Below are 24,140 nucleotides of genomic sequence, written 5' to 3'. Positions count from 1 at the left end.
TAATAATATAAGCCCTGCACGAATGCGGGGCTTTTCATTTGATTGTTTTACTTTGATGTTTACACATAAAGCGGCCTCCCTGCCGGCAGGTATGAACTCGTGGTACTTACTCGTCGCCGTATTGTGCCAGTACGTCTTCGATAAAGGTTATTGCATCCTGAACATCCGTGCGGTAGTTAAAATCGTTGCCTACACAATTACCATTTTTAGCCCAGCCAAAGGATGTAACCGCAACCAGCAAATTGCTGTCTTTATAGAACGTCGGGCCACCGCTGTCGCCATAGCACGTGCCGCCACCACCATTCACGCCGGGATTATTGGAGAACTTAGCACTGGCTTCGCCATTTCCGTTTAATTCGCTGTACACCTCCAGCAGTCTGACTTTACCTTTATACTTTTCATAGTCGTTCATCTCTGTTGGTGGGAGAGTACCCTGACGTCCGTAACCCACCACCTCAAAGACTTGTCTGTCCCGGCCTTTGAGGTTTTCCAGAAAATCCAGCGGTGGAAGAGAGGCAAAGCCATTTGATGGTGTATAAGGCTCAGAGAGAATGACTACACCGATGTCGTAGGTCATCGGAAACTCTCCATAATCTGTCCATTGAGGGTGCGGGATAACAGTTTCAGTGGCCATCCAGTCAGTTTCAAGCCAACTTGATAACGATGATGCCTCTGACAAACCTTCCAGGGCGTCATCCTGAAACCTGACATACGTGACATCGTTTATACTGCCGGCCCCTGCTACACAATGGGCTGCAGTAAGCATCACTCTCGGGGAAATCATCGTGCCGGTACAGCTGAAAAAGCCCACACCGTTTTGAACGAAGAGCAGGGTACCGACATTAGGGTGCTCACCGCTGTCAGGTTTTCCCCAGGTTATAGCTGCTGCAGACCCGCTTATAAGCAGGCCAGCACAAACTGCGCTTTTAACAAATTGTTGTATCATCAGTTGAAGTCCAGTCATTGTCCAATGAAGCGATATCTCTCCACTGGCAAAAGTTATTGTTTTATCCCGACAAACTAAGCACCGGAAGATACCGTTTTTCGCTTAACAACAGGGACATCGCCAGACATAACGTCCTGTATAAGTGTAGTTGCATATAGTGAAGGTGCGAGAAATTAATGCTTTTTAATGAAATCGATGAGTCGCGTTTTTTTCGTGATGTAATATCCAGTACAAGGTTGTGCGAAATGCGCAGCGGCGATAGGGTGGAAAGCTAATATTGCAAAAGGAAATTGCTAAATGTTATCTGCAAAAAAACTGACTGTTCCTATTTTTCTGGCCGCATCAACATTTTCATTTAATACCGTTGCAGATGATTTCAGCGACACTTACCGGGCCTTTCAGGCAGCATTCAAAGAGCAAAATGTTCCTGCCAGCCTGAAGTTAGGAAAAAAAGCCTGGCAACTGGGAGTACAGAAGTACGGCGAAAACAGCGACGCAGCTGCCAAACTCCATTTTTCTTATGCCAATGTACTGGCCATAGCGGGCAAAGACTCGCAGGCAGTCAAACATTTCGAAACGGTGGCTGACGAATACCGGACGGTGTTCGGAGATGAAAGCTATACCACGGTGGTCGCCTATGTGGATATTATCTACTCTTTGGCAAAACTGGACTACCGCACAGAAGGCAGCAGTGAGTTGTCTGCTAAGTTAGCGCGTTTTCTCGTTTTAAATATCGATGACATAGACTATAAAAACTCGTCTGAGCGCGCATTTGCTCACGTAGAAGCGGCCAAAGCTGTAGTGGAGTCGCCCTCAGCGATTCGTGTCTCACCGCCGTCACTTAGAAGGTTATTTGAAGATGCAGTCCGCTACGCTGAAGGAGAATGGGGGAATCAGGATTTACGAACGCTGGAAGCAAAGTTCATGTTAGGTGTCGCGTTGAGTGAAGGCAGACATAAAGATGAAGCGATTGAGCACTTTAATACTGTTGCTAACATCTTTAAAGAAAACTTGGATTTTACCCATCCCTATGAGTTGGGGTCTCATGCGCGCTTAGTCAATCTTTATGAACAGCGCGGCGAATCCGACAAGGCTACTGAGCACTGTCAGGCGATTGGACGAATGAAGCCCTGGAAATCTGATCAGGAACCAGAGCCACTTTATCGGGTACATCCTAAATATCCACCTAAAGCAGCCCGAATTGGTCGGGAGGGTTCAGTAACAATGTCTTTTATTGTAGATGAAGAAGGCTTTGTTAAAGACATTGAGGTGAAAAAATCATCGGACAGAGATCGATTGTTCAATGAGTATGCAGTAGATGCATTAAGTCAGTGGCGGTACGCACCAAAATTTGCAGAGGGAAAACCTGTTAAATCTTCCCCATACTTTGTTAAATTAGACTTTAAGCTTGAATGATAACGCAGCGCTGCACATAGTGGATATTCACCTACGAGACAGCCTCACTGGTTTGTCGACTGCTGTTTGTCATAACAATCAAACACCAAATCAATACGCCCCCGGCTGATAAGGCAACGCCAACCCAGCCGGTACTGGCATACCCATAACCCGAGGCAAGGGCGATGCCTGCAAGCCATGGACCCAACGCGTTGGCAGAATTAAATGCAGCATGATTCATGGCGCCCGCCAACGTTTGCGCATTACCGGCAACATCCATCAGGCGCGTTTGCAATGGCACCACCATGCCACCACCCATGCCCATACAAAATAGTGCAATAGCCATCAATACAGGGTTACCAACAGACATCGCGTAGGCTGCTGCAGAGACGCCAAGTAATACCTGAAAACCTAATGCTGTGCGCAGCAAACGGCCCTCTGCGATCCGGCCGGCCAGCAAATTACCTAATGTCGTACCTACACCGTAAATCAATAATATCACGGCAATACCCCACTCTGGCGAGGTCGTTGTGTTCAGGTATGTGGCACTGAAATAGGAGTATACGGAAAACATCCCTCCAAAACCGATGGCACCCATCAACAACACCAGCAAGACATCCTTATTCTTAAGTGCGCTTAGCTCTGACCGAGGGTTTGCATTTGGATTAGGCCCGCGATAAGGCGCCATTTTCCATACCATCACGGCCGTAACCAATGACAAGGCAGAAATCATGAAAAAGCCGATGCGCCATCCCATCGTCTGCCCGATTGCGCTAATACCCGGTACCCCGACAATTGTGGCCACGGTTAAGCCCAGGATCACGTTGCTTACTGCTCTGGCGCGCCGATTTCTACCGGCTATATCGGCGGCAAATAACATAGCTATGCCAAAGTAAGCGCCATGGGGCAGGCCGGCAATAAATCGTGCTATGTTCATAGTCCACTCTGACCAGGCCAGCGCGGTCAGTAAATTTCCACCGGCATAAAAAATCATCATAGCGATAAGCATCGTTCGCCGCGCAATATGTGAGAAGAACATGGTGATGAGGGGGGCGCCAACTACCACGCCAAGTGCGTAAGCACTAATGGCATAACCGGCCGCCTTTTCTGAGATCCCGAAATCGTCTGCAAAGTAAGGGAGCAAGCCCATAGCAGCGAATTCACTGCACCCGAGTACGAACGTACCGAAGGCAAGCCAGAAAGTGACAACTTTGAGTGACGCCTCACCCGCGCGTGGCTGGTGATCAGAATGCTGTGAATTTGACATGAAACCTCAGTGCGTAAAAATAAGAAGTCGCCACTGATTTAGCCAGGGCGATGAGCTTTCACTCTGTCGCAGAAATAAAGACGATGGCAGTGAAGACACAGTTTACCATTTGCGCCAAATCGTGTAACTGAGTTTCATGTATTATCTTTGTAAATTCATTGAGTTACGCGTTAACCGCATGTTAAGGCCAGAATCCGGCCCTGATGACTTATGCAGTTTTGCAGCGTTTTCGCTTTTTCGTTTTTGACTGAATAGCGTATTGCAAACGCGGGAGCAATATAATGAAAGCGGCTATCCAGTAAAAAATGGGTTCTTCCCAAATCGTTTTTTGTGACCAGCTAAAATGCAGCAGTGCCAGCAAAATCGCGGCGTAAACCCAATTATGTAAAGATTGCCAGCTCCGGCCCATCTTTCTGCGTATGACATTAAATGAGGTAGCAGCGAGGGCCAGTAAAATCAACAGCGCTACAAACCCTACACTTATATAAGGGCGCTCTATGATTTCGCTGCCTATAAGTGGCCAGTTCAACTGAAGTTCAAACAAAATGTAGGTAGAGAAATGCGCCAGGGCATACACAAAAGTGTAGACGCCAATCATCCTGCGGTAGCGAATGAAGTCACCGCACGGAGTGTATCTGGCAAGGGGCGCCAGACACAGCGTAAATAACAGAAGGTGAACAGCATGCTTACCGGTAAAATCGAGCAAGCTTTGAACCGGATCTGCACCCAGGTTGTCGGAGAACCCCAGTAAAAATTGCCAAATCAGCGCACCGGTTATCAGTAGGTGGGCACACGCTTTTCCTGTCCATATCTGAAAGTTGTTTAAGCGGACGGGGCGATTAAAAACAGTCACTGCCATATTAATAATATTTTCTTAAATCCATATTCTTGTAGAGCGGGGCGACTTCTTTGTAACCATTGAACATCTGTGTTTCTATTCGGTTACGGGAAAATAAGCCGCCTCCGGTAATTCGACGCTCGCTTGCCTGACTCCAGCGAGGATGATCAACCTCAGGATTTACGTTGGCATAAAAACCATATTCATCCGGCGCCAGCTTGTTCCAGGTGGTGGGTGGTTCTTTATCGGTTAGCGTAATACGTACAATGGACTTGATACTCTTAAAACCGTATTTCCAGGGCACGACGAGACGAATGGGAGCACCGTTTTGTTCTGGCAGCGTCTTGCCATAAAGTCCCACTGCCATCAGCGTTAGTGGGTGCATAGCTTCATCCAGCCGCAATCCTTCTACATAGGGGTAATCCACCCCGCCGCCGACAAAACGACTGTTTTGACCACGCATCTGCTCGGGCTCGTAGAGCGTTTCAAACGCCACATACTTTGCTGAGGACAGGGGACGGGCTGCTTTTATAATCTCCGCAAGCTCAAACCCGATCCAGGGAATAACCATCGACCACGCTTCAACACATCGCAGTCGGTAAATGCGCTCTTGTAAACTGAACCGCTGGGTCAGGTTGGCGTGATCCAAAGTAAAAGGCTTTTCCACCATCCCGTCAATTTTTAACGACCACGGATCAATGTCGAGATTATGGGCATACTTGGCCGGATCATCTTTACCGGTGCCAAACTCGTAAAAGTTGTTGTAGCTGGTAACTTTATCGTAAGGTGTTTTTGTCTCTGACGTGCTGTACTTATCAGCAGGCGTAAAATCAAGCGGCTCGCGTTTAGCTGCCTGTTTCTCTTCGTCATCATCAAACCATCCTAGTGCTGACGCGCCGGGTGATAACAGCGCGCCGGCACCAATGAACCCCATCCGCTTAAGCAGCGTTCGCCGCTGGCGGTAAACTGATTCATCAGTGACATCATTTTCAGTCAGGTTTACTGAAGGGACAAAGCGTTTTGACATGTGAGCCTACCCGTGTGTTTTTTTGGTGACATTGACAGGTGAATCAGAGACATCTCTGCACAGCCTGGTTTGACGTACTTACGAATAAGACCTGCAAAAGTGCGATTTTCTTTCTTTATGACAAAAACTTCATGCTTTATCCGTGTTTAGGCACAAACAGTGTGCTGTACAAACGGGCGGCGAACTCATCGGTCATCCCGGAAATGTAATCGGCAATAATCCGTGGGCCATAGCCAGCTTCTTCAGCTTGTCGCCAGCGTTGCCGGGTATTCTCAGGTAATAACCGTTGCGGGTCACTGGCAAAGGCTTCAAACAATTCCATGACCATTTGTTGCCCTTTATACTCAAGTATCTGCACTTCAGACTGTCTGATGACCTGATGGTAAACAAACGATTTGAACAAGCTCAGGGCTTTTTCGAATTGCGCCGGTAATTGTGCCTGATTAGCCAGCAAGGGGTGTTCAAATTGTTCCTGCTGCACAATGGTAATGGCAGTAATAAAACAGTTTACCAGCGCGCCGATAGCATTTTTTCTTTCATGGTGGTGCTGGCTGAACAAACGCACCGCCAGTTGTCCGATATTGGCCGACAACCAGGGCACTTCCAGATTTTTCAATGGCTCAACAATATCTGCTATAAAGTGATCGTAAGTCACCATACTCATCACTATGGCATCTTCTAAATCATGGATGCCATAGGCGATATCATCTGCCATTTCCATAATGGTGCAGTCAAAAGATTTGTGCCGGGTTTTACTGTGCTTGTTGTCAAAAGAGTCAAACTTCATAAACTCTGATACATCGTGCTCGCTGAACGGGGAGAGCAACCAGTCAAATAGCGGCTTGTCACAACTGAATAGCCCTTTGGGCGGATGCCAGTCGTCAGCTTTTACCTGACGCAACGACGTATTGATCTGCCCGTGGCACGCCGGATTCGTCAGGTTATCGATGAAGTTGGGATATTTTATCAGGCCGAGAATACTGCGCCGGGCCAGGTTCATCCCATGTTCCGCGGTATAGGGCTCCAGCTGCGTGATGATACGAAACGTCTGGCCATTGCCCTCAAATCCGCCATGCTCGTGCATCATGTAATGAAGTGCAATCTCGCCCCCATGACCAAACGGCGGGTGTCCAATATCATGCGCCAGACACAGGGTTTCTGTCAGGCTGGTATCCAGCCGCAGCTCACTAGCGGTTTGCGGATGTTTGGCCTGCAATTGAGCGGTAATGCCTGTGCCAATTTGAGCCGCCTCCAGTGAATGGGTCAGCCGGGTACGATAAAAGTCACTGAGTCCAACACCCAGCACCTGGGTTTTTGCCTGCAAGCGTCTGAAGGCTGCAGAATGCAATACACGAGCTTTATCCCGCTGGTAGCTGCTTCGATGGTCGCCATCACGAGCCTGTACGCGTGGCAGCCGGCGTGCCTGCCACGGTATTTCCCAGCTTTCATGCATCATCACTTGGGGCCTCTGTAGTATCCGGCTGATTTGACGTAGCACCATGTTCAGCTTCAAATTCATCCTGCGTGATTTCGTCAAGGCTTAATGAAAAGCTGGGAACATAGCGTGAAACAAAGTAATCAACTTCCGGTGACTGATAGGCACTGAGCAGCTTATCCAGTCGGTTCTTTGCCAGGGTAAACTCACGGTTTCCGGCGTTAAGTTCCTCAAGGGTTTTCAGGTAGGCACATAAGACATCAGCCGCCTTTACAATAAAGGCTTCTTCTTCACTATGCTGGTGGCCGTCAATCAATGCTGCATAATCATCACGTAATGCTTCAGGGGCCATTTCAATAAGCTTACTTTCAGCAATTTTTTCAATTTTTTTATATTCTGAGGCAATCGTTGCATTGTAATACTTTACCGGAGTAGGGAGGTCACCGGTAAGCACCTCGGAAACATCATGAAACATTGCAATGGTAGCAATACGGTCAGCATTGAGCGTGCCGTTAAAAAATCTGTTTTTGATCAAAGCCAGGGCATGGGCAACCATCGCCACCTGTAAACTATGCTCCTGCACATTTTCATTACGAACATTGTGCATCAATGGCCAGCGATTAATGAGTTTCATGCGAGCCAGGTGAGCAAAAAAGTGACTGTTATCAGACATACTTATTATACCTGCCGATAGTTATCGAAAAAGTTGCCTATACGGGTCAGGGCGGGTTTAAGCACATCGCTGTGAGGTAAAAATACCAGACGGAAGTAGACACCCTGTTGCAGGTTAAACGCACGACCATGCACCAATAATACTTTTTCGCTGCTCAGCAGGTCGTAAATCATCTGCTCATCATTGGTAATGTTGAACTTTTTCTCGTCTACCCGCGCAAAGCAGTACATCGCGCCCTTAGGTTTAACGCAATGAATGCCGTCGATGTCATTGAGCATCTGCCAGGCGGTATCACGCTGGGTGCGAAGCCGTCCTCCCTCGGCCACCAGTTCATTAATACTCTGATAACCCCCAAGCGCTGTTTGTATCGCGGTTTGGCAGGGGACATTGGCGCACATTCGCATAGAAGACAAAATATTCAGGCCTTCAATGTAATCGGCTGCCACGCGCTTATTACCGCTTACCACCAGCCAGCCTGCACGAAATCCGGCAACCCGATAGTTTTTAGACAGACCGCTCAGAGTGACGAAAAAGACGTCATCAGCAAGTGACGCAATACAGGTATGTTTATTCCCGTCGTAAAGAATTTTGTCGTAGATTTCGTCAGAATAGATCACCAGATTGTGTTCTCTGGCAAGGGCAATCACCTCCTTTAACAACGCTTCACTATAGACCGCCCCGGTCGGATTGTTCGGATTGATAAGCACGATTGCGCGCGTTCTTGCGGTAATCTTGCTTTTGATGTCGTCTATGTCGGGAAACCAGTCTGCCTGTTCATCGCACTGATAATGCACCGGCGTGCCCGAGGAAAGGCTCACGGCTGCTGTCCATAAGGGGTAATCCGGTGCGGGTAGCAGCACTTCATCGCCACTATTCAATAACGCCTGCATCGCCATCATAATCAGTTCGCTGACCCCGTTTCCGATAAATACATCGTTTACCTGCAGGTCTCGCACCGCCATCTGCTGATAATATTGCATAACAGCCACCCGGGCGGCGTAAATGCCGGTTGAGTCGGAGTAGCCCTGCGACGTTGGCAGGTTGTAAATAACGTCTTTCAGAATGTCGTCAGGGGCGTCAAAACCAAACGGTGCCGGATTACCGATATTGAGCTTAAGAATTCGGTGACCCTCATCCTCCATTTTTCTGGCCTGGGCTGCGATAGGCCCGCGAATATCGTAACAAACGTTATCAAGTTTGTGAGAGCGCGATACAGATTTCATTTGTCCCTGTCTTACTGATTAACAAGGCTTCCAGAGTAGCGCAAAGCCGCTATGCATGCGATGGCTTATTGCACGCATTCATAGAAAATTTAAACAAAATTATTGCGTTAAACTGATGCGCGGTGGATTTAATGAAAATTAAATTGGCATTTTGAGGATATCACGCAATATTTACTTACAATGTGTTTGGCACGTGTAGTGCTAGCAATCTTGTTTTAGTCCCTATGCTATTAATAGGGACATAAGAGAGTGAATTTATGCCAATACCATTATTGTGGCTGGGCGCTGGCCTGGCAGCAGGGTACTCCGCCCTGCGTTATGCAGATAAAGAACACGCCAATCGCCAGTCTATGGGCGCATCGCCCGGTACGACAACCACGCCTGTAGCGCCAGTGGATGGAAGTATTGTTTGCTGTGGTATATACGGAGTGTTTGAGCATACAGGTATCTGGGTTGATGGCCGCATTATCGAGCTTGCCGGCAATGGGCTGGTCAGGGCGGTTAGCCCGGAACGTTTTCTGCAGCACCGGTCTGGCGAACACATATTTGTCGCTTGTAATGAGGCGGGGGAACCGCTCGCCGAAGATGCTGTTGCCTGTCGTGCTGCCCACAAAGTCTACACGTATATGCCGTATAACCTGATTGATAACAACTGCCACCAGTTATGCGCGAGCCTCATTACTGACTCGCAGGCTTCTCTGACGGGGTTTGGTGAGCTGAACAACCTGATGGCAGCATGTTATCAATCAAAGGTATTCTGGCAACCAGCTGTGTGGGACGCAGGACGTCATGTGTTCTAGGTTGAGAAATATCAGGCGTGATCTATCTTAATAGAGAGGGTCAGTAGCTGCATCGAAGTAGGGGAGTAGTGATAAGGCCCGGTTGATTATTAACATGAGGCTTTGTATGTCACACTCTTTTAAAGAAACGCCGCACAATGCAATTACCGACAGTGGTATTGCCCGGGTAATACCTTGTCGCCAGCTGAGCTTAGGCGATCCGGTCAAATGGCTGGCACTGGCAATACAGGATATGAAGCGGGCGCCACTTAACACCATTATGTATGGCGTCATCTTTGCGCTTATTCCCTGGCTGATTACCTATCTGGTTGCTACCACCGGCTGGCATTTGATTATCATGCCGGCCATTGTATGTTTTATGCTGATAGGTCCTTTTCTGGCAGCAGGAATGTATGACGTGAGTTGGGAGCTACAGAAAGGTCACAAACCCAGCATGGCGCACTCGTTACGGGCAATGAAGCGAAATGCCGTGAATGGGTGGGGGTTTGGCGTAGTCCTGCTGATAATGATGGTTTTCTGGCTGCGTGTTGCCTCGCTTATCCACGCACTTTATCCCCCTTATCTTGATGAAACACTATCCGATCTCTGGCCGTTTCTTATCCTGGGAACTGCGGTAGGCGTAATATTCTCATTAATTCTGCTTTTCATATCGGCTTTCACACAACCTATTCTGATGGAAAGAAAGGTCGATCTTGCTACAGCATTACTGACCAGTGTTAATGCTGTATGGTTGAATAAACTTCCCATGTTGTTCTGGGCCGGGATCATTTTTATCAGTGTTGTGCTTGGCTTCTTAACCGGTTTTCTTGGGTTTATCGTGCTAATGCCGTTATTAGGTTACGGCACATGGCATGCCTACATTGACACCATCGAGACGAAAAAGCCTCGCAACTACGTATAAAAACCTGCTCAAAACAGACGGTAATTGTGTAATTGCCGTCTGTTTTTCCTACAAAAATCATCTTCTTATTTTTCTTTCACCACTTCAAGCGTGTCTGAAACCGGTTAATATTGTTAAATTTGTAATAAAATTACAATTTTAGGTTCAGGTGCCGGTGTGACTTTCATTATTTTAATATCTTTTAATTGTATAAACTAAATTAAAAGGAATATGGAATTAGATAAATAACAGCTAAAACAGTTTCTTATGAATTTTAAAATTTTGTTGCCCCTTGGTTTTACTAGTTTGTTACGTTAGCGACACAATATTAAAACAGTAATTTTATTACATATGGTGCATAACTATAAGGGCGTTGATGACAACGTGACGTAAATGACGAACCATGCATAAGGATGACAGAAAATGAAATTACTTAATAAAACACTTCTAGCTACATCTGCACTGTTAGTATTAGGCCAGGCCGTTGCGGCAGATAATCAGCCAGTGGTCAAATATAAAGGCGACACCAGCTTCTCAGGTTTTTGTAAGGCAGTCGTTAAAGACGACGTCAGAATTCTTCGCTCCAGTATTCAGCGTAGTGTGGGCAACGTGGCAGCCAGTGATCGTGAAGTTATTCGCCGAATCACAGCCAAAAATGGTCTGACGTGTAACGGAAGCAACCTGATAGAGTTTTCTGAAAAACGTAATGCTAAGCAGGTAAAAAGCTTTCTGATGGCACAAAGTTAATCTGTTTTTGACATCATAAAAGCACGATTAAAACTGGTAAGCGGGGTAGCAGAACTACCCCCGCCTTATCTACACAGACTTAATTTATTTTGGTAGAGATTTCAGGTTGTTTGCCGGGTCCAGCGGCGAACACGATTGTGGGCCTGATAAATCATTCTTGCCGTAGCTTGTCTGAGTCTGACCAGCTGAATATAGGTAAGCGGAACCAGAAACAAACTGGTAAGGGTAGAGAACAACAGCCCGCCAATAATGGCGATCGCCATGGGCGAGTATGCGGGGCCATCTCCACCTATCCGGGTTGTACCAATCGCCAGTGGTACCAGTCCTAAGACAGTTGTCGCCACCGTCATTAATACCGGCCTGACCCTCGACTGACATCCGTTGAGCACTGCCTGGCTCAGTGACATCCCTTCATTAACAAGCTGGTTAATACGGTCAACCAATACGATACCGTTGTTCACCACGATCCCCATCAGTATCAACATGCCAATCATTGCCATGATGGACATCGATGTGCCTGTGATCATGAATGTCCAGAATACACCGGTGAATGAAAAGAGCAGTGAGCCAATTACTGCGGTAGGCAGCAACAGTGATTCAAACAACGCTGCCATCACGATATAAATCATGCAAATTGCAAGCAGCATGTTTACCTGCATCACTTGCTGTGCCTCATCCATATTCTGGAAGGCACCGTCGAGCGACCAGCTGTATCCATCTGGTAAACTTTGGTAGGCCATAACGGCTGAGATGCGCTCTCTGGCTTGTTCAAGCGTAAGGTCCTCACCTAAGTTAGCCTTGATCATTAGCGCTGTCTGACGATTTATTCGCTGAATTTCAGACAACTGCGGCGCTGTGGTTACCGTTGCCACATTTGCCAGTGTTACCGGTTTTCCCTGCCAGCTCGCAATTTTGATATTCTGCAACTGAGATACTGATGTCTGGGTATCCTGTGAGTACATCAGGCGCACATCTACTTCCCCTGCATTGCCATGACGGAAAGTGCGCAAATTCACACCCCTTAGCGCCGTAGATATGAGGCCGGCAATAGATTCAGCATTAAGACCCAGGCGGTGGGCACGTTCTCTGTCGATGCGAATTTGCACCTCTTGCTGTTGATTACCCACATCCAGCTTTACATCTTCCAGTCCCTCTATGGCTGAAAGAGGCGCCACTAACCTGTCTCCCAAGGCTAATAGCCGGCTGGTTGAATCCCCGGTCAGGGTGATTTGTAAACCGCCGCCATTATCGCTTCGCCAGTTGAAAGATGGTCTGGCCCTGGCGAATTCGGGCATGGCATCTTTGACCATGGTTTTCCATTGAGCGATAGGAATAGGCAAATCATCTTTAAGTGTAATGCCGGACACCGCTTCGCCAGCAGTAAACCAGCTATACACTTGCTCAATATGAAACTTATCCTGGTTGGCGTATAAAAACGCCTCCATTTTATCAACAGATTTTTCGACCTCGTCCATGCTGTAGCCCTGGGTAAAATGATAGGTAAGCCACACACGCTTATTATCATCATTACCCTGGCCGTCAGAACTTACAACCTGCATAGGAAGGATGGTGGAAGCAAGAATAATCAACGCAATAAGCCCACTGCTTTTTCGATGAGAAATCACCCAGGCCAGCACTTTCTGGTAATAGCGCTGATAGGCAGCCGCTTTGACCTTTTTTGTGGTTGAGGGTGTTTTAATTTTCTCAGCCAGCAGCGGAATAAGTGTTTGCGCGATGAGAAGAGAAGCAAAAAGGGAAATACAAATGGCTATTGCCACATGTTCCAGAAAAACCGTTACGTCTATTTTTACGCCGATGATATTGGGTAAAAAGACAATTGCTGTTGTCGTAGTACCCGCTATTACCGCCAGGCTAACCTTATTGACCCCCTTAAGAGTGGCTTCTCGTCGACTGTTCGTATACTGCCGTTCATTGAATATGCTTTCTGTAATAACCACCGCGTTATCAACCAGCATGCCCACGGCCAGCATTAATCCCATAAGGGACAATACGTTTAAAGAGTAACCAGCCAGATACATCACACCCAGCGTAATACACAATGAAACAGGCACAGACAATACGACAATCAGCGTTGTACTCAACTGACGCAGGAACAAATAAAGCACCGCCACAGAGAAAACAGCGCCAATTACCCCAGCCCAGAGCAGATCCGAGAGTGAAGTGGTAACACTTTTGGCCACATCGTCCATGACAAATAAATTAATACCATTAAACGCGGGGTCTTTTTTAGCCTTTTCTATCACTTCCAGAACGCGGGACGACACGTCTACCAGATTGCTTCCTGACTCACGATAAACATTGAAGCCAACTGCATAGGTGCGATCAAGGTGCCGGCCCTCTGTCGCTTCCGGCTGCTCGTAATTAATATCCGCGATGTCCGAAAGACTGATGCTTCCCCTGACCGGCATGGCAGCGAAGTCGCGAATATCACTGAACTCACCCTGGGGTGACACACGAATTTGCTGGTTTCCGTTATCAATCTGACCGGCGGACATTGCAAAGTTAGCTTGCTGAAGCTGGCGGGTTACATCCGCCGCACTGATATCCAGCGCCGCCATTCGTTGAGGCTTTAGGCGTATAATGATTTGCTTTTTCATCACGCCATAAAGTTCTACTTTTGATATGCCGGGCACCCGCTCCATGGCCCGTTTCAGGTTACGGTCGAGAAGATCGTAAGCATTCGACAAATCGCGCTCGCTGGAAACCCGAAGCTGAAATATCGGCATGTCATTGGTATTAAACTTAAACACCAGAATACGCTCTACATCGTCTGGTAGCAGATGCCTGATGCCATCAATTTTTTCCCGGGCCTCAATACTTTTGGCTTTGATGTTTTCGTCCCAGTTAAATTCGACGTAAATTTCAGCACGATTATCAAAAGAGCGAGACTGAATACGTTTGATACCGGACAGTGTTGCCACTGCCTCTTCGATGGGGCGGGTAATCATGCGCTCTATTTCAGACGGTGTAGCATCATCATAGGGCACATTGATAACCATCTCAGGAATATCAATGCCCGGAAATTTTTCTAAAGGCAGCAGACGGCTGGCAATAATGCCAAACAACAGCAAAGAGAGAAAAACCATGCATACAGTGACCGGGTGGCTCAGCGCAAATCTGGCCATGCCTGCGGCAAACGGTGTTTTGTTATCCATAGGTTTTATCTCCTGCCACCGCAGCACTGGCATCCTCAAATCGCTTGCGGTCAAATACCGCATAGAGCACAGGCAGCAGAATGAGGGTGATTGCTGAACAGAACAGCAGCCCGAAAATGACGGTTACCGCCATTGGAGTTCGCACTTCAGCGCCTTCTCCAACACCCAATGCCATGGGCAACAATCCAAGAATTGTTGTCAGTGTTGTCATTACTATCGGACGCAGGCGTGTGGTACCTGCTTCAATAATGGCGTCGTGTCTTTCCATCCCCTGCGCCCGAAGCTGGTTAATACGGTCGACCAGAACAATGGCGTTATTTACCGCAATACCGCAAAGCATGATAAGCCCAATGAACACAATGACACTGATATTTGTTCCTGTAAGCCACAGGCCATAGACAGAGCCAGCGCCGGCTAAAGGCACAGCAAATAATATGAGCAGGGGGTGCAACAGGCTTTCGAACTGCGAGGCCATCACCAGGTAAACCATGAATACGGCAAGAGCCAAGGCAAATTGCAATGACTGGAAACTTTGCTCCATCTCTTCACTTTGACCCGCGATGTCGGCGCTCAGTGTCAAAGGAAGACGGGCTTCATCAATTGCAGTTTGTGCTGCGCTAACGCCCCCGGCTAAATCGCCATAAGCAAGGTTTGCGGATACCACGACCACACGCTGCTGACCAATTCGGGTGATCTCGCTGGGGCCGCGACTCATGTAAACTTCTGCCACAGCGCCTAGTGGCACTGGCTGGTCGCTTTGCGGATTGATAATAATTTTGCGAACGGCATTAATGTCATCCCGCTGACGATTAAGTGTTCTGACCAGTACATCGATTTTTGTATCCTGCACACTAAATTGTGTTGCTATCTTGCCGCCCACCTGAGCAGCAACTAAGTCCGACACCTGGCGGGCCGACAGACCGATGGCCGCCAGTTTATTATGGTCAAAGCGGATTTTAAGCTCCGGATTCCCCTGAGCGAGGGTGGTAGAAACGTCGGCAAACCGGTCGTTATCCTGTAAACCGGAGATAATAGCCTGGCTATACAGGTAAAGTTGTTCAAGGTCGTAACCCTGCACCTCAATTTGAATAGGCGCATCAAAGGTAAACAAACTGGGCTCTGAGAACTGACTTTGTACACCTGCCTGCTGACTCAGATAGCCACGTAAAGCTGTCTGAACACGGTCTATATCTGACTGGCTATACCCCGGTTGCATGACAACGTTTAATTTACCCCAGTGATCACCGCTTTGATTGGCTGTTGCGCTCACCAGACTGCCGGTGCCGGCGAGTGAGTAAGTGCGAGCGACAGTTTCAAACTCGCCGGCTTCAGCGGCCAGAGCACCAAGTAAAGCGTCTGTCTGCTCGACCCTGGCACCCGCCGGTAATGTAACCTCAACAGTAAACTCACCCTGAGCCATGGAAGGAATAAGTTCCACACCCAGTTGTTTGGTAAGTGGAATTGCTGCGCAAGCGATAACCACTGCCAGCCCCAACACCACCACCCGTGCATTAAGGGCAGAGGTCAGCAAAACTTTATAGCCGCTTTCGATGGCGTCAAAGGCTTTTTGAAACAGCCACAGGACGGGCTTAAGTAATAGTGAAAAAATACGGGATAGTGCATGCCATATTAATAGCACTACCGTTACAAAGGCTGCAGGTAGCCACCGAAAAACAACAGTGAAAAGCAGTGTGAACGGGAATAATAAAATGCGAATGACCGGGTGACGGGCAGAAGCAGGTTTGGTATTTAAAGCGCTGTCTTCATGTTGCATGACGTGCGTTTGGTCGTGCGATACAGGCTTGCGAGCAGCAAGACTCGGGATCAGGGTCAGAGAAACGACCAGGGAAGCCAGCAATGCAAAGGAGACGGTCATGGCCTGGTCACTGAATAGCTGTCCGGCAATGCCCTCCACAAATATCAGCGGTACAAAAACAGCCAGCGTAGTCAGGGTCGAGGCCACAATTGCGCCGGCAACTTCCTTAGTGCCAGTCACCGCAGCCTGTTGATGATTGGTACTGGCAGTACGTTTACGATGGATATTTTCCAGTACCACTATACTGTTATCAACCAGCAGCCCGACCGCCAGTGCGATGCCCCCCAAACTCATGATATTCAGACTGATATCATTGGCATACATCAGATTGAACGTTGCAATTACAGAAACGGGGATGGAAACGGAGATAATTAACGTGGTCCAGATATTTTTTAAAAAGAGGTACAGCACAACCATTGCCAGCAAGCCACCCAGCCAGGCAGCAGACTTAACTTCACTGATCGCCTGACTGATGAATTCACTCTGGTCATAAAACAGCTCCAGCGCATAACGCGACGGAATCGAGCCGGAAAGTTGCGAGACAACCTGCTTAACCTTCTGTGCCACCTGAACTGCGTTTGCATCTCCTTCCTTGTAGATAGCTAATTCGGCGCCTTCGGTAGTGTTAAAGCGGGTGATAGCATCACGGTCCTTATAAGCACTTTCGACTATTGCAACATCTTTAAGTTGAATATTACGTTGCTCATTTCGCCCGATATAAAGGTTTCGTATCGCATCGAGGTTTTCAAACTCATTAAGTGTCCGTACCAAAAATGCCTGGCCGCCCTGATCGACTTTGCCGCCGGCAGCGTTGATGTTTTCCTGCTCAAGGCGCGTTATTATCTGGTCAATGCTTAAGTTAAGACGATCGGCTTTTTGCTGGTCGACAAGGATTTGTATCTCATTTTCCAGACCGCCACCTACTCGTACAGAAGCAACACCATCAATGGCTTCAAGCTTGCGCTTAAGTTGTTCCTGAGCAAAGAAGCGAAGCTGCTTCATACCATCGATAGTAGCACTGCTTTGGTCAGCAAAGCTCAAACCGTAGCGCAAGACCGGATCGGTGGTGGGGTTAAAACGCAGTAGCCGGGATTTTTCTACATCCAGCGGTAGCATCAGAATATCCAGCTTTTCGCGTACCTCCAGGCTAGCCAGATCCATATCCGTTCCCCAGGCAAACTGAAGAACAACATCAGACTGACCAGGCCGCGACACAGAGGTTACCTTCGACACACCTTTAACAATCCCTATGGATTCTTCAATAGGCTTGGAAACCAGCTGCTCCACTTCAGCGGGCGCTGCGCCTGCGTAATCGGTACGAATAGTAAGGGTGGGGTAGGATAACTCGGGCAACAAATTAACCGATAATCGTCCCAGTGAGACCATTCCAAATAGTAATACCGCAGCGGTAAACATAGCGATGGTAACCGGGCGTTTTACCGCAACGTTGATAATGCTCATCGTTCTTCTCCTTGTGTGAACGTTGCGGTTAGCTATTTACAATATTGACCGGCGTTTCATCTTTCAGGTTCTGGTGACCTACGGTAATAACCTGCTCGCTGCCAGAAAGACCCTGTGTGACTTCGATCTTATTTCCCTGTTCGAAACCCAGGGTGACATCCACCTGGCGCGCAATACCGTCCTTCACGACGAATACAGAGGTTTTATTATCGATAGTCAGTAATGCCTGACGGGGAAGCAGGTGCGCCTGAGAGTGGGTGGCATAGTTCAGCGCTACTTCTGAGAACATACCGGCTTTGAGCGTTTCATCTTTATTGGGTACTGTTAAAGTGACTTTGAACGTACCGGTTTGAGCATCAATAACCGGGCTTATACGTTCTACAAACGCAGTTACCTGCGAATCTGATAAAGCCGGGATGTGCAAGGTAGCCTGCTGATCGACTTTTATATTAGTCAGTTCACTTTCTGGCAGATAAACAATTCCCTGTAGCATTTTTTGCTGAACAATGTGGAACATGCGTTCGCGCTGAAATGATTCAGTAAGGTTTCCGACTTTGGCATTTTTCTCTGCAATGTAGCCGCTGATAGGCGCTGTGATTGTTGTTTCTGCTAAATCCAGCTCTGCCAACTGAACCGACGCCTGAGCAGATTCGAATTGCGCGTTAAGCTTTTCGTAAGTATCGTCACTCACTAAATTCTGCGAATAAACTTTGTTGACCTTATCCAGCTCCTGCTTGATACCCTTAAGATCAGCGCGGGCTTTGCTCAACGCCAGTTCATAACGTTTTTTATCAAGGCGGGCCAGGACCTGTCCTTTCTCAACATAGTCGCCTTCTTCTACTAATATTTCTTCAATAATCCCTGAAGCTCGCGCAACCACAAACGCTTCATCGGTTGCTTCCAGAATAGCGGTTGTATTGTAGGTTGAATCAATATCCCCAATCATAACGCTGGCGGTTTCGACGGGAATTTTAATGACCTGCGTCTCCTGAGTCGCAGCAGAGTCGGTGGCTTCAACATTGCCGCAGCCAGAGAGCGCGAGGGTAGAGGCGCAGGCGACGGCTGCCAGCGATAAACGAAAAGCACGAGCAGATAAAACATCCATGATAAAGTCCTGTTGTAACTGTTTTAATCACTATATGCCTTAATTTGAGCATTGAGTGTGCCAAAATGTTAACGTTTGTAAATTCTTATAATAATCATGTGGTTATAATTTTTTGGCAGGCATAAAAAAAGCTACATCCGGGCTGGAGTAGCTTTTTTGATTAAAAAGTTGTTAATTTGGCTATTCTTCAGCTTGAATTGTATAACTCGTTGAAATCTCTACGCTCTCTTTTAGCATCATGATTACCGAGCAATACTTTTCTGCAGACAATGAAACCGCTCTGGCTACGGCTTTGTCAGTCAACCCTTCGCCTTTGACGATATAGTGGGCGTGGATCTTCGTAAATACTTTTGGGGCGCTCTGGGCGCGCTCTGCGCTTAGCTCACATTCACAGTGTACTAAGTTGTAGCGGCCTTTCTTTAATATTTCTACCACATCCACACTTGAGCATGCACCGACCGAAAGCAGTACTGACTCCATCGGAGATACCGCATTGCCACTTCCGTCCATAACAGTTTTATACCCACTGTCCGTGACCCCCGTAAATGACAAATCGCGATCCCACTTCACGTTTGCTTTCATTTTGTTATCCCTCTTGCTTTACCAGGCGTACTGCCTGTTTATCAATTACTATTTTGCGTTGCTTATAGAGGCTTCCCAGTGCCTTTTTATAAGCAGCTTTGCTAACTTTGAATCTTGCATATATTTCATCAGGAGCGCTTTTATCGGTGAGGGTCGACAAGCCACCATGGGCCTCAAGGTCCTCTATGATGGCATCGGTTAACGAATCCCGCCCTTTTTTATCCGTGCGCTGTAACGCAATATCAAGCTTACCGTCCTCGCGGACATTCTTGACAACCGCATCGATGGCATCGCCGATTCGTGGCGCTACAAAGGCGTCGGAATGAAAAAGTAAGCCTGTATGTGTGCTATCCACCACCACTTTAAAGCCAAGCTCTGTTTTGGCATACACCAGACAACCCACCGCCTGACCGGTGCTGAAGTCAGCGCCACCTTCGCTTAAAAAAGGATGCAACCGCGTAGCACCTAAAATACGTTTGGTGGCGTTATCGTAAAAAGCATGCACCACATAATACATACCAGGGTTAACAGGCGATTCCTGATGCTGGGCCGGCACCAGCAAATCTTTTTCAAGCCCCCAGTCGAAAAAGGCGCCAAAGTGCGTCGCATTGACCGCTTTCAGGACTTTAGTCTGGCCGATTTCTATAGCAGGCGTCTGGGTAGTGCCATACAATGCGCCCGTTTCATCCGGCAATACAAAAACGTCGAGTGAATCACCCTCTTTAAGACCTTTCGGTGCCAGATGGGCAGGTAGTGTCACTAAACCTTCATTATCGTTTTGCGTAGAAAGCTGAAAACCAAATGGGAACTCGCCCACCACGGTAAGCGTATTGAATGTACCAACCTGTATCATGGTGCCTGACTGTTAATGATTTTAAAGGTAAAATGATACCGCATTATTGAAGTAAGAGCGAAACAACTATGTTATTGAATTGCGATTTGGGCGAAAGCTATGGTGCCTGGAAAATGCCGGTGGACAGCGCAATTATGGCGTTGATTGATCAGGCAAATATCGCCTGTGGATTTCATGCCGGGGATCCTGTCGCCCTTAAGCATGCGATATCATTGGCTGCCCGGCATAAGGTAACCATCGGAGCCCATCCTTCATACCCTGACTTACAGGGGTTTGGCCGTCGCAGTATGACGATGAAACACGATGAACTGGTGGCGTGTCTGGAATATCAGGTCAGCGCATTAAGCGGGTTGGCCTCGTTGTATGCGCAGCGGCTTGAATACGTAAAACCTCACGGTGCGCTGTACCATGACATGATGCAGAACGAAAATACCCGTGATGCCGTTTTTCAGGCAGTATCCGGTATCGGCGGTGGAACATTGAAAATCATGGTTCAGGCTCACCCTGCCTATCAGAGTATCAAAGACCATGCGCAGACCTATGGTCTTGATGTCATGTTTGAGGCGTTCGCAGACCGGCACTATGAGGCGGATGGCTATCTTATGTCCAGACATAAGCCAGGTGCAGTATTGGATGAAGCTGGTGCTGTAAAACAGGCGAAGCAAATTATTCACGACTCAAGTATTGTCGCCTGCGATGGAACGAAACTGACTATGCCTGTGGATACACTTTGTGTTCACGGCGATACGCAGGGGGCAGTACAAATGGCCAGTGCAATTCGTCAGATTATCGATGAAAAAGGGGCACAGTAATAATGCAGTTTTTCGGCCGCATTAAGGATATTCAGCCTGCCGGTATTGATGGCGTTATTATCTATTTTCATGGTGATACGCTGACGGAAAAAAATGAGGCCGTACAGGCGATGGCCAGAGGCTTAAAAGCGCGCCGGCTTTCATGGATAAAATCACTGATTGCCGGTTATGACTCATTGTTGGTCTTATTCGATTTACAGCGCGCGGATACACACCTTGTCTATCGCACACTTCGCCAGACATCACCGCGCGAAGCGAGTCAGGACGAGCACAGTCATTATGAGCTTCCTGTATGGTATGGCGCCAGCGGCGCTGATGATTTAGCACGCATTAGCGAAAAGACCGGACTGTCTGAGGCAGATATTATCGGCTTACACACGAACCAGACGTTCAAAGTATTTACAGTCGGCTTTGCCCCCGGGTTTGCCTATATGGGCGAGCTTGACGAAGCTTTACGCTGCCCGCGGCTTGCCTCTCCACGCAAAAAGGTCCCCGCGGGGGCGGTGGCCATTGCTGATCGTCAAACGGCTGTATACCCCAGTGAATCTCCCGGAGGATGGAACTTACTGGGCCGCTGCCCGTTACCGTTATTTAAAGCTGATGGCACGCAACCGGTTACTCTGCGGGCCGGTGATACCGTTACGTTTTTAGAAATCGATGAAGCAAGGTTCAGGGAGTTAGCTGATGCCCATGGGTGAGATCGCAATAACAGAACCAGGATTACAGTTACTGGTTGTAGATGCGGGGCGAGATACGCACGCTCAGGAAACAGGGTATTGTGCATCCGGTGCCCTCGATCAGCTAAGTTTTGAGCTGGTTAACTGGCTTTGTGAAAATGATCTGGACGCACCGGCCCTAGAATGTATGGGTGAAATGCAGCTTAGCGTGAGCGCAGAGACTACCGTTGCTGTTGGCGGACCCTCAGTCTCCGTTTGGCAGAACGATGAGCCAGTCCCCGCATGGCAAAGTCATAGTTTGCAGGCAGGCGATACGCTGCGTGTCAAACCGGCACGAATGGGTACGAAAACCTATATCGGTTTCGGAGGCATTATCGATTTGCCGGTTGTGCAGGGCAGTAAATCGATTGTCACACGCGAAGGGGTAGGCGGGCGTAATAATGATGGCGCGAGTATTAAAAGTGGAGAGGTTTTGCTGGTAGAGTTACATCAGCATCACCCACAGCGTGCGCTCAAGGATAACGAGAAGCCTGACTATTCGCTGGAAAAACCGCTTGATGTGGTCGTTGGCTATCAGCATGAACATTTTGATAACTGGCAACAACAGCTGTTTTTCGCCAGTGAATACCAGGTAACCAATGATATTAGCCGCATGGGGTATCGTCTGAAAGGACAGGCTATTGCCTATCCTGACACTGACTTATACTCAGAGGGAATCAATTGTGGTGCTATACAGTTTCCCGGTGACGGCCAGCCTATTATCATGCTCGCCGACCGGCAGACACTGGGTGGGTATCCGAAGATAGGCTGTGTGGCCGATTACGATCTTTATCGGCTGGCCCAGGCTGTTCCTGGTGATACAATCACTTTTCAATCAATCAGCAGCGATAACGCCAGGGCGAAATGGTTGTTACGCCATCGTCTGGAAGAACGGATTTTCGATAGTGAAGATGCTGATAACGGAGACGACACCTGATGTCCATCGCTTTTTTAAATAACGAATACCTGCCGCTACATGAAGCCCGGATATCTCCGATGGACAGAGGCTTTTTGTTTGGTGATGGTATCTATGAAGTTATTCCGACGCATGAGGGTAAACCTGTCGGACTGTCTGCGCATTTTAAAAGGATGGCGGATGGTTTGTCCGCTATTAATATTCCGAACCCTTTTGACGCAGCGCAGTGGCAGGATATTGTCACTACCCTGACCCAAAGAAATGCAGCTGCACTAGACACGCCTTATATTGGTATTTACCTGCATGTATCCAGGGGCGTTGAACCTCAGCGCCATCATACCTACGGCAATGACATCAAGCCCACCGTGTTTGGATATGGGTTTGCGATGCCTTCTCCACCCGAAACCCGGTGTGAGGATGTCAAAGGCCTGCATGTGGCGTTGAATAATGACCTTCGGTGGCAACGTTGTCACATCAAATCCACGTCTTTACTGGGCAATGTAATGCATTACCAGCAAGGCATAGAAGAAGGGAAAAGTGAGACAATTCTTATTAATCAGAATGGTGAGGTAACGGAAGCTGCGTCCTGCAATGTTTTTGCTGTCATCAATAATCAGATTGTTACCCCGCCGCTGGACCATCAGCTATTGCCAGGCATTACCCGTCAATTGGTTATCGACAGTTTGGGCAAAGAATCGGTAATCGTTCGCGAAAGGGCAATTACCAGGCAGGAATTACTGAGTGCAGAGGAAGTCTGGCTAACCAGCTCTAGTAAGGAAATTACGCCGGTGCTCAGTATTGACGGACATCAGATTGCAGACGGGCAGCCTGGTAAAGTCTGGGAACGGTGTCTGAATATTTATAACCGCTATAAATTTATTCTCTGATATTCCACTGAATCGGTGATACAAAAAAAGCCCGTGATGAGTTCATCGACGGGCTTTCTTTATGTAACTATTGGCTATTTTAGTCGTTCAGCTGATCGCAGTTTTCATCTGCGCACTCACCATACAAATAAAGGCTGTGATGGGTGAGGGTCATATTGTTCTTTTCGGCAATTTCAATCTGACGCTGCTCAATCACATCATCTTCAAACTCGATGACTTTACCGCACTTAAGACAAACAAGATGATCGTGATGATCTTTGTGACTAATTTCAAATACAGACTTGCCACCCTCAAAGTGGTGACGGCTGAGAATTCCGGCATCATCAAATTGATTCAGCACCCGGTAAACGGTTGCTAATCCGATTTCCTCGCCCTGATCGATAAGGATTTTATACACATCCTCAGCACTGATGTGTTGATTTTCAGGTTCCTGCAGAATTTGCAATATTTTCAGGCGCGGTAGCGTGACTTTCAGTCCGGCCTTTTTTAGCTCTTTATTTTGATCCATTGAATACCAACTTCAGGGCTGTGTTCGAGGTAGCCGTTATTATAGGTAAGTTGATATGATTTGAAAGGAAAAGCCGC

21 protein-coding genes are annotated in these 24,140 nt (G+C 47.9%); 8 read left to right on the top strand and 13 right to left on the bottom strand.

The features are described from left to right. Nucleotides 1-106 precede the first annotated feature (106 nt). Complete coding sequence (locus FBQ74_RS09490) at nt 107-946, bottom strand: S1 family peptidase (RefSeq protein WP_139756456.1); 840 nt, start codon at nt 944-946, stop codon at nt 107-109. Between the two features lie 297 nt (nt 947-1,243). Here FBQ74_RS09490 and FBQ74_RS09485 point away from each other — a divergent pair, with 297 nt between their 5' ends. Next, entirely contained in the window at nt 1,244-2,362 is a 1,119-nt protein-coding gene (locus FBQ74_RS09485; protein ID WP_139756455.1) for an energy transducer TonB, read from the top strand. Between the two features lie 31 nt (nt 2,363-2,393). On the opposite strand, the gene FBQ74_RS09480 is transcribed toward FBQ74_RS09485, so the two are convergent. The 6 genes from FBQ74_RS09480 to FBQ74_RS09455 form a co-directional block, all read right to left on the bottom strand. Continuing rightward, nucleotides 2,394-3,608, bottom strand: coding sequence for an MFS transporter (locus FBQ74_RS09480; RefSeq protein WP_139756454.1), 1,215 nt, complete (start codon nt 3,606-3,608; stop codon nt 2,394-2,396). A gap of 208 nt (nt 3,609-3,816) precedes the next feature. Beyond that, nucleotides 3,817-4,467 carry a protein-methionine-sulfoxide reductase heme-binding subunit MsrQ gene (locus FBQ74_RS09475; protein ID WP_139756453.1) on the bottom strand — a complete coding sequence of 217 codons (651 nt, stop codon included), beginning with the start codon at nt 4,465-4,467 and terminating at the stop codon, nt 3,817-3,819. Between the two features lies 1 nt (nt 4,468). Continuing rightward, a complete protein-coding gene (gene msrP / locus FBQ74_RS09470; protein ID WP_139756452.1) occupies nt 4,469-5,473 on the bottom strand; it encodes a protein-methionine-sulfoxide reductase catalytic subunit MsrP in 1,005 nt (334 codons plus the stop codon). A gap of 136 nt (nt 5,474-5,609) precedes the next feature. Continuing rightward, nucleotides 5,610-6,929 (bottom strand): anti-phage deoxyguanosine triphosphatase, encoded by a 1,320-nt coding sequence (locus FBQ74_RS09465; RefSeq protein ID WP_205912305.1) that lies wholly within the window; start codon nt 6,927-6,929, stop codon nt 5,610-5,612. Further along, nucleotides 6,919-7,581, bottom strand: coding sequence for a 5'-deoxynucleotidase (yfbR, locus tag FBQ74_RS09460; RefSeq protein ID WP_139756451.1), 663 nt, complete (start codon nt 7,579-7,581; stop codon nt 6,919-6,921). Before yfbR ends, FBQ74_RS09465 begins: the two co-directional genes overlap by 11 nt. A gap of 5 nt (nt 7,582-7,586) precedes the next feature. Next, on the bottom strand, nt 7,587-8,804 hold the full coding sequence (locus FBQ74_RS09455) for a pyridoxal phosphate-dependent aminotransferase (RefSeq protein ID WP_139756450.1): 1,218 nt from the start codon (nt 8,802-8,804) through the stop codon (nt 7,587-7,589). 257 nt (nt 8,805-9,061) lie between these two features. Here FBQ74_RS09455 and FBQ74_RS09450 point away from each other — a divergent pair, with 257 nt between their 5' ends. The 3 genes from FBQ74_RS09450 to FBQ74_RS09440 all read left to right on the top strand — a co-directional run bounded on the left by FBQ74_RS09450 (nt 9,062) and on the right by FBQ74_RS09440 (nt 11,231). Beyond that, nucleotides 9,062-9,604, top strand: a complete 543-nt coding sequence (locus FBQ74_RS09450) for a hypothetical protein (protein WP_139756449.1) — start codon at nt 9,062-9,064, stop codon at nt 9,602-9,604. Nucleotides 9,605-9,710: 106 nt separating this feature from the next. Next, nucleotides 9,711-10,505 carry a DUF2189 domain-containing protein gene (locus FBQ74_RS09445; protein ID WP_139756448.1) on the top strand — a complete coding sequence of 265 codons (795 nt, stop codon included), beginning with the start codon at nt 9,711-9,713 and terminating at the stop codon, nt 10,503-10,505. A 402-nt stretch (nt 10,506-10,907) separates the two neighbouring features. Continuing rightward, entirely contained in the window at nt 10,908-11,231 is a 324-nt protein-coding gene (locus FBQ74_RS09440) for a DUF3718 domain-containing protein (protein WP_139756447.1), read from the top strand. A 101-nt stretch (nt 11,232-11,332) separates the two neighbouring features. Here the strand turns inward: FBQ74_RS09440 and FBQ74_RS09435 are convergent, their stop codons facing one another. From FBQ74_RS09435 to FBQ74_RS09415, 5 genes are all read right to left on the bottom strand, one after another. Beyond that, on the bottom strand, nt 11,333-14,407 hold the full coding sequence (locus FBQ74_RS09435) for an efflux RND transporter permease subunit (RefSeq protein ID WP_139756446.1): 3,075 nt from the start codon (nt 14,405-14,407) through the stop codon (nt 11,333-11,335). After that, a complete protein-coding gene (locus tag FBQ74_RS09430; RefSeq protein WP_139756445.1) occupies nt 14,400-17,684 on the bottom strand; it encodes an efflux RND transporter permease subunit in 3,285 nt (1,094 codons plus the stop codon). The genes FBQ74_RS09435 and FBQ74_RS09430 overlap by 8 nt, the downstream gene beginning before the upstream one ends. Before the next feature lie 28 nt (nt 17,685-17,712). Continuing rightward, entirely contained in the window at nt 17,713-18,789 is a 1,077-nt protein-coding gene (locus FBQ74_RS09425; protein WP_139756444.1) for an efflux RND transporter periplasmic adaptor subunit, read from the bottom strand. A 180-nt stretch (nt 18,790-18,969) separates the two neighbouring features. Next, nucleotides 18,970-19,371: an OsmC family protein gene (locus FBQ74_RS09420; protein WP_139756443.1), complete on the bottom strand. Its 402-nt coding sequence runs from the start codon at nt 19,369-19,371 to the stop codon at nt 18,970-18,972. Between the two features lie 4 nt (nt 19,372-19,375). After that, nucleotides 19,376-20,224: a CvfB family protein gene (locus FBQ74_RS09415; RefSeq protein WP_139756442.1), complete on the bottom strand. Its 849-nt coding sequence runs from the start codon at nt 20,222-20,224 to the stop codon at nt 19,376-19,378. Nucleotides 20,225-20,292: 68 nt separating this feature from the next. On the opposite strand from FBQ74_RS09415, the gene FBQ74_RS09410 reads away from it, so the two are divergent. Genes FBQ74_RS09410 through FBQ74_RS09395 form a run of 4 tightly spaced genes read left to right on the top strand, consistent with a single transcriptional unit; the run spans nt 20,293 to nt 23,555 of the window. Then, the gene (locus FBQ74_RS09410) at nt 20,293-21,036 is read left to right on the top strand and encodes a 5-oxoprolinase subunit PxpA (RefSeq protein ID WP_139756441.1); all 744 of its coding nucleotides are present in this window, start codon (nt 20,293-20,295) and stop codon (nt 21,034-21,036) included. A gap of 2 nt (nt 21,037-21,038) precedes the next feature. Beyond that, nucleotides 21,039-21,734: a 5-oxoprolinase subunit PxpB gene (gene pxpB, locus FBQ74_RS09405; protein ID WP_139756440.1), complete on the top strand. Its 696-nt coding sequence runs from the start codon at nt 21,039-21,041 to the stop codon at nt 21,732-21,734. Continuing rightward, on the top strand, nt 21,721-22,689 hold the full coding sequence (locus FBQ74_RS09400) for a 5-oxoprolinase subunit C family protein (protein ID WP_139756439.1): 969 nt from the start codon (nt 21,721-21,723) through the stop codon (nt 22,687-22,689). Before pxpB ends, FBQ74_RS09400 begins: the two co-directional genes overlap by 14 nt. Further along, nucleotides 22,689-23,555: an aminotransferase class IV gene (locus FBQ74_RS09395; RefSeq protein ID WP_139756438.1), complete on the top strand. Its 867-nt coding sequence runs from the start codon at nt 22,689-22,691 to the stop codon at nt 23,553-23,555. Before FBQ74_RS09400 ends, FBQ74_RS09395 begins: the two co-directional genes overlap by 1 nt. A gap of 79 nt (nt 23,556-23,634) precedes the next feature. Here FBQ74_RS09395 and fur read toward each other — a convergent pair whose 3' ends face one another. Then, nucleotides 23,635-24,063: a ferric iron uptake transcriptional regulator gene (gene fur / locus FBQ74_RS09390; RefSeq protein WP_139756437.1), complete on the bottom strand. Its 429-nt coding sequence runs from the start codon at nt 24,061-24,063 to the stop codon at nt 23,635-23,637. Nucleotides 24,064-24,140: the final 77 nt, after the last annotated feature.

It is taken from the genome of Salinimonas iocasae (genome assembly GCF_006228385.1).
In the GTDB taxonomy this organism is placed as follows: domain Bacteria; phylum Pseudomonadota; class Gammaproteobacteria; order Enterobacterales; family Alteromonadaceae; genus Alteromonas; species Alteromonas iocasae.
The sequence above is the reverse complement of the archived record's forward strand: the minus strand, read 5'-3'. Positions and strand labels throughout refer to the sequence as shown.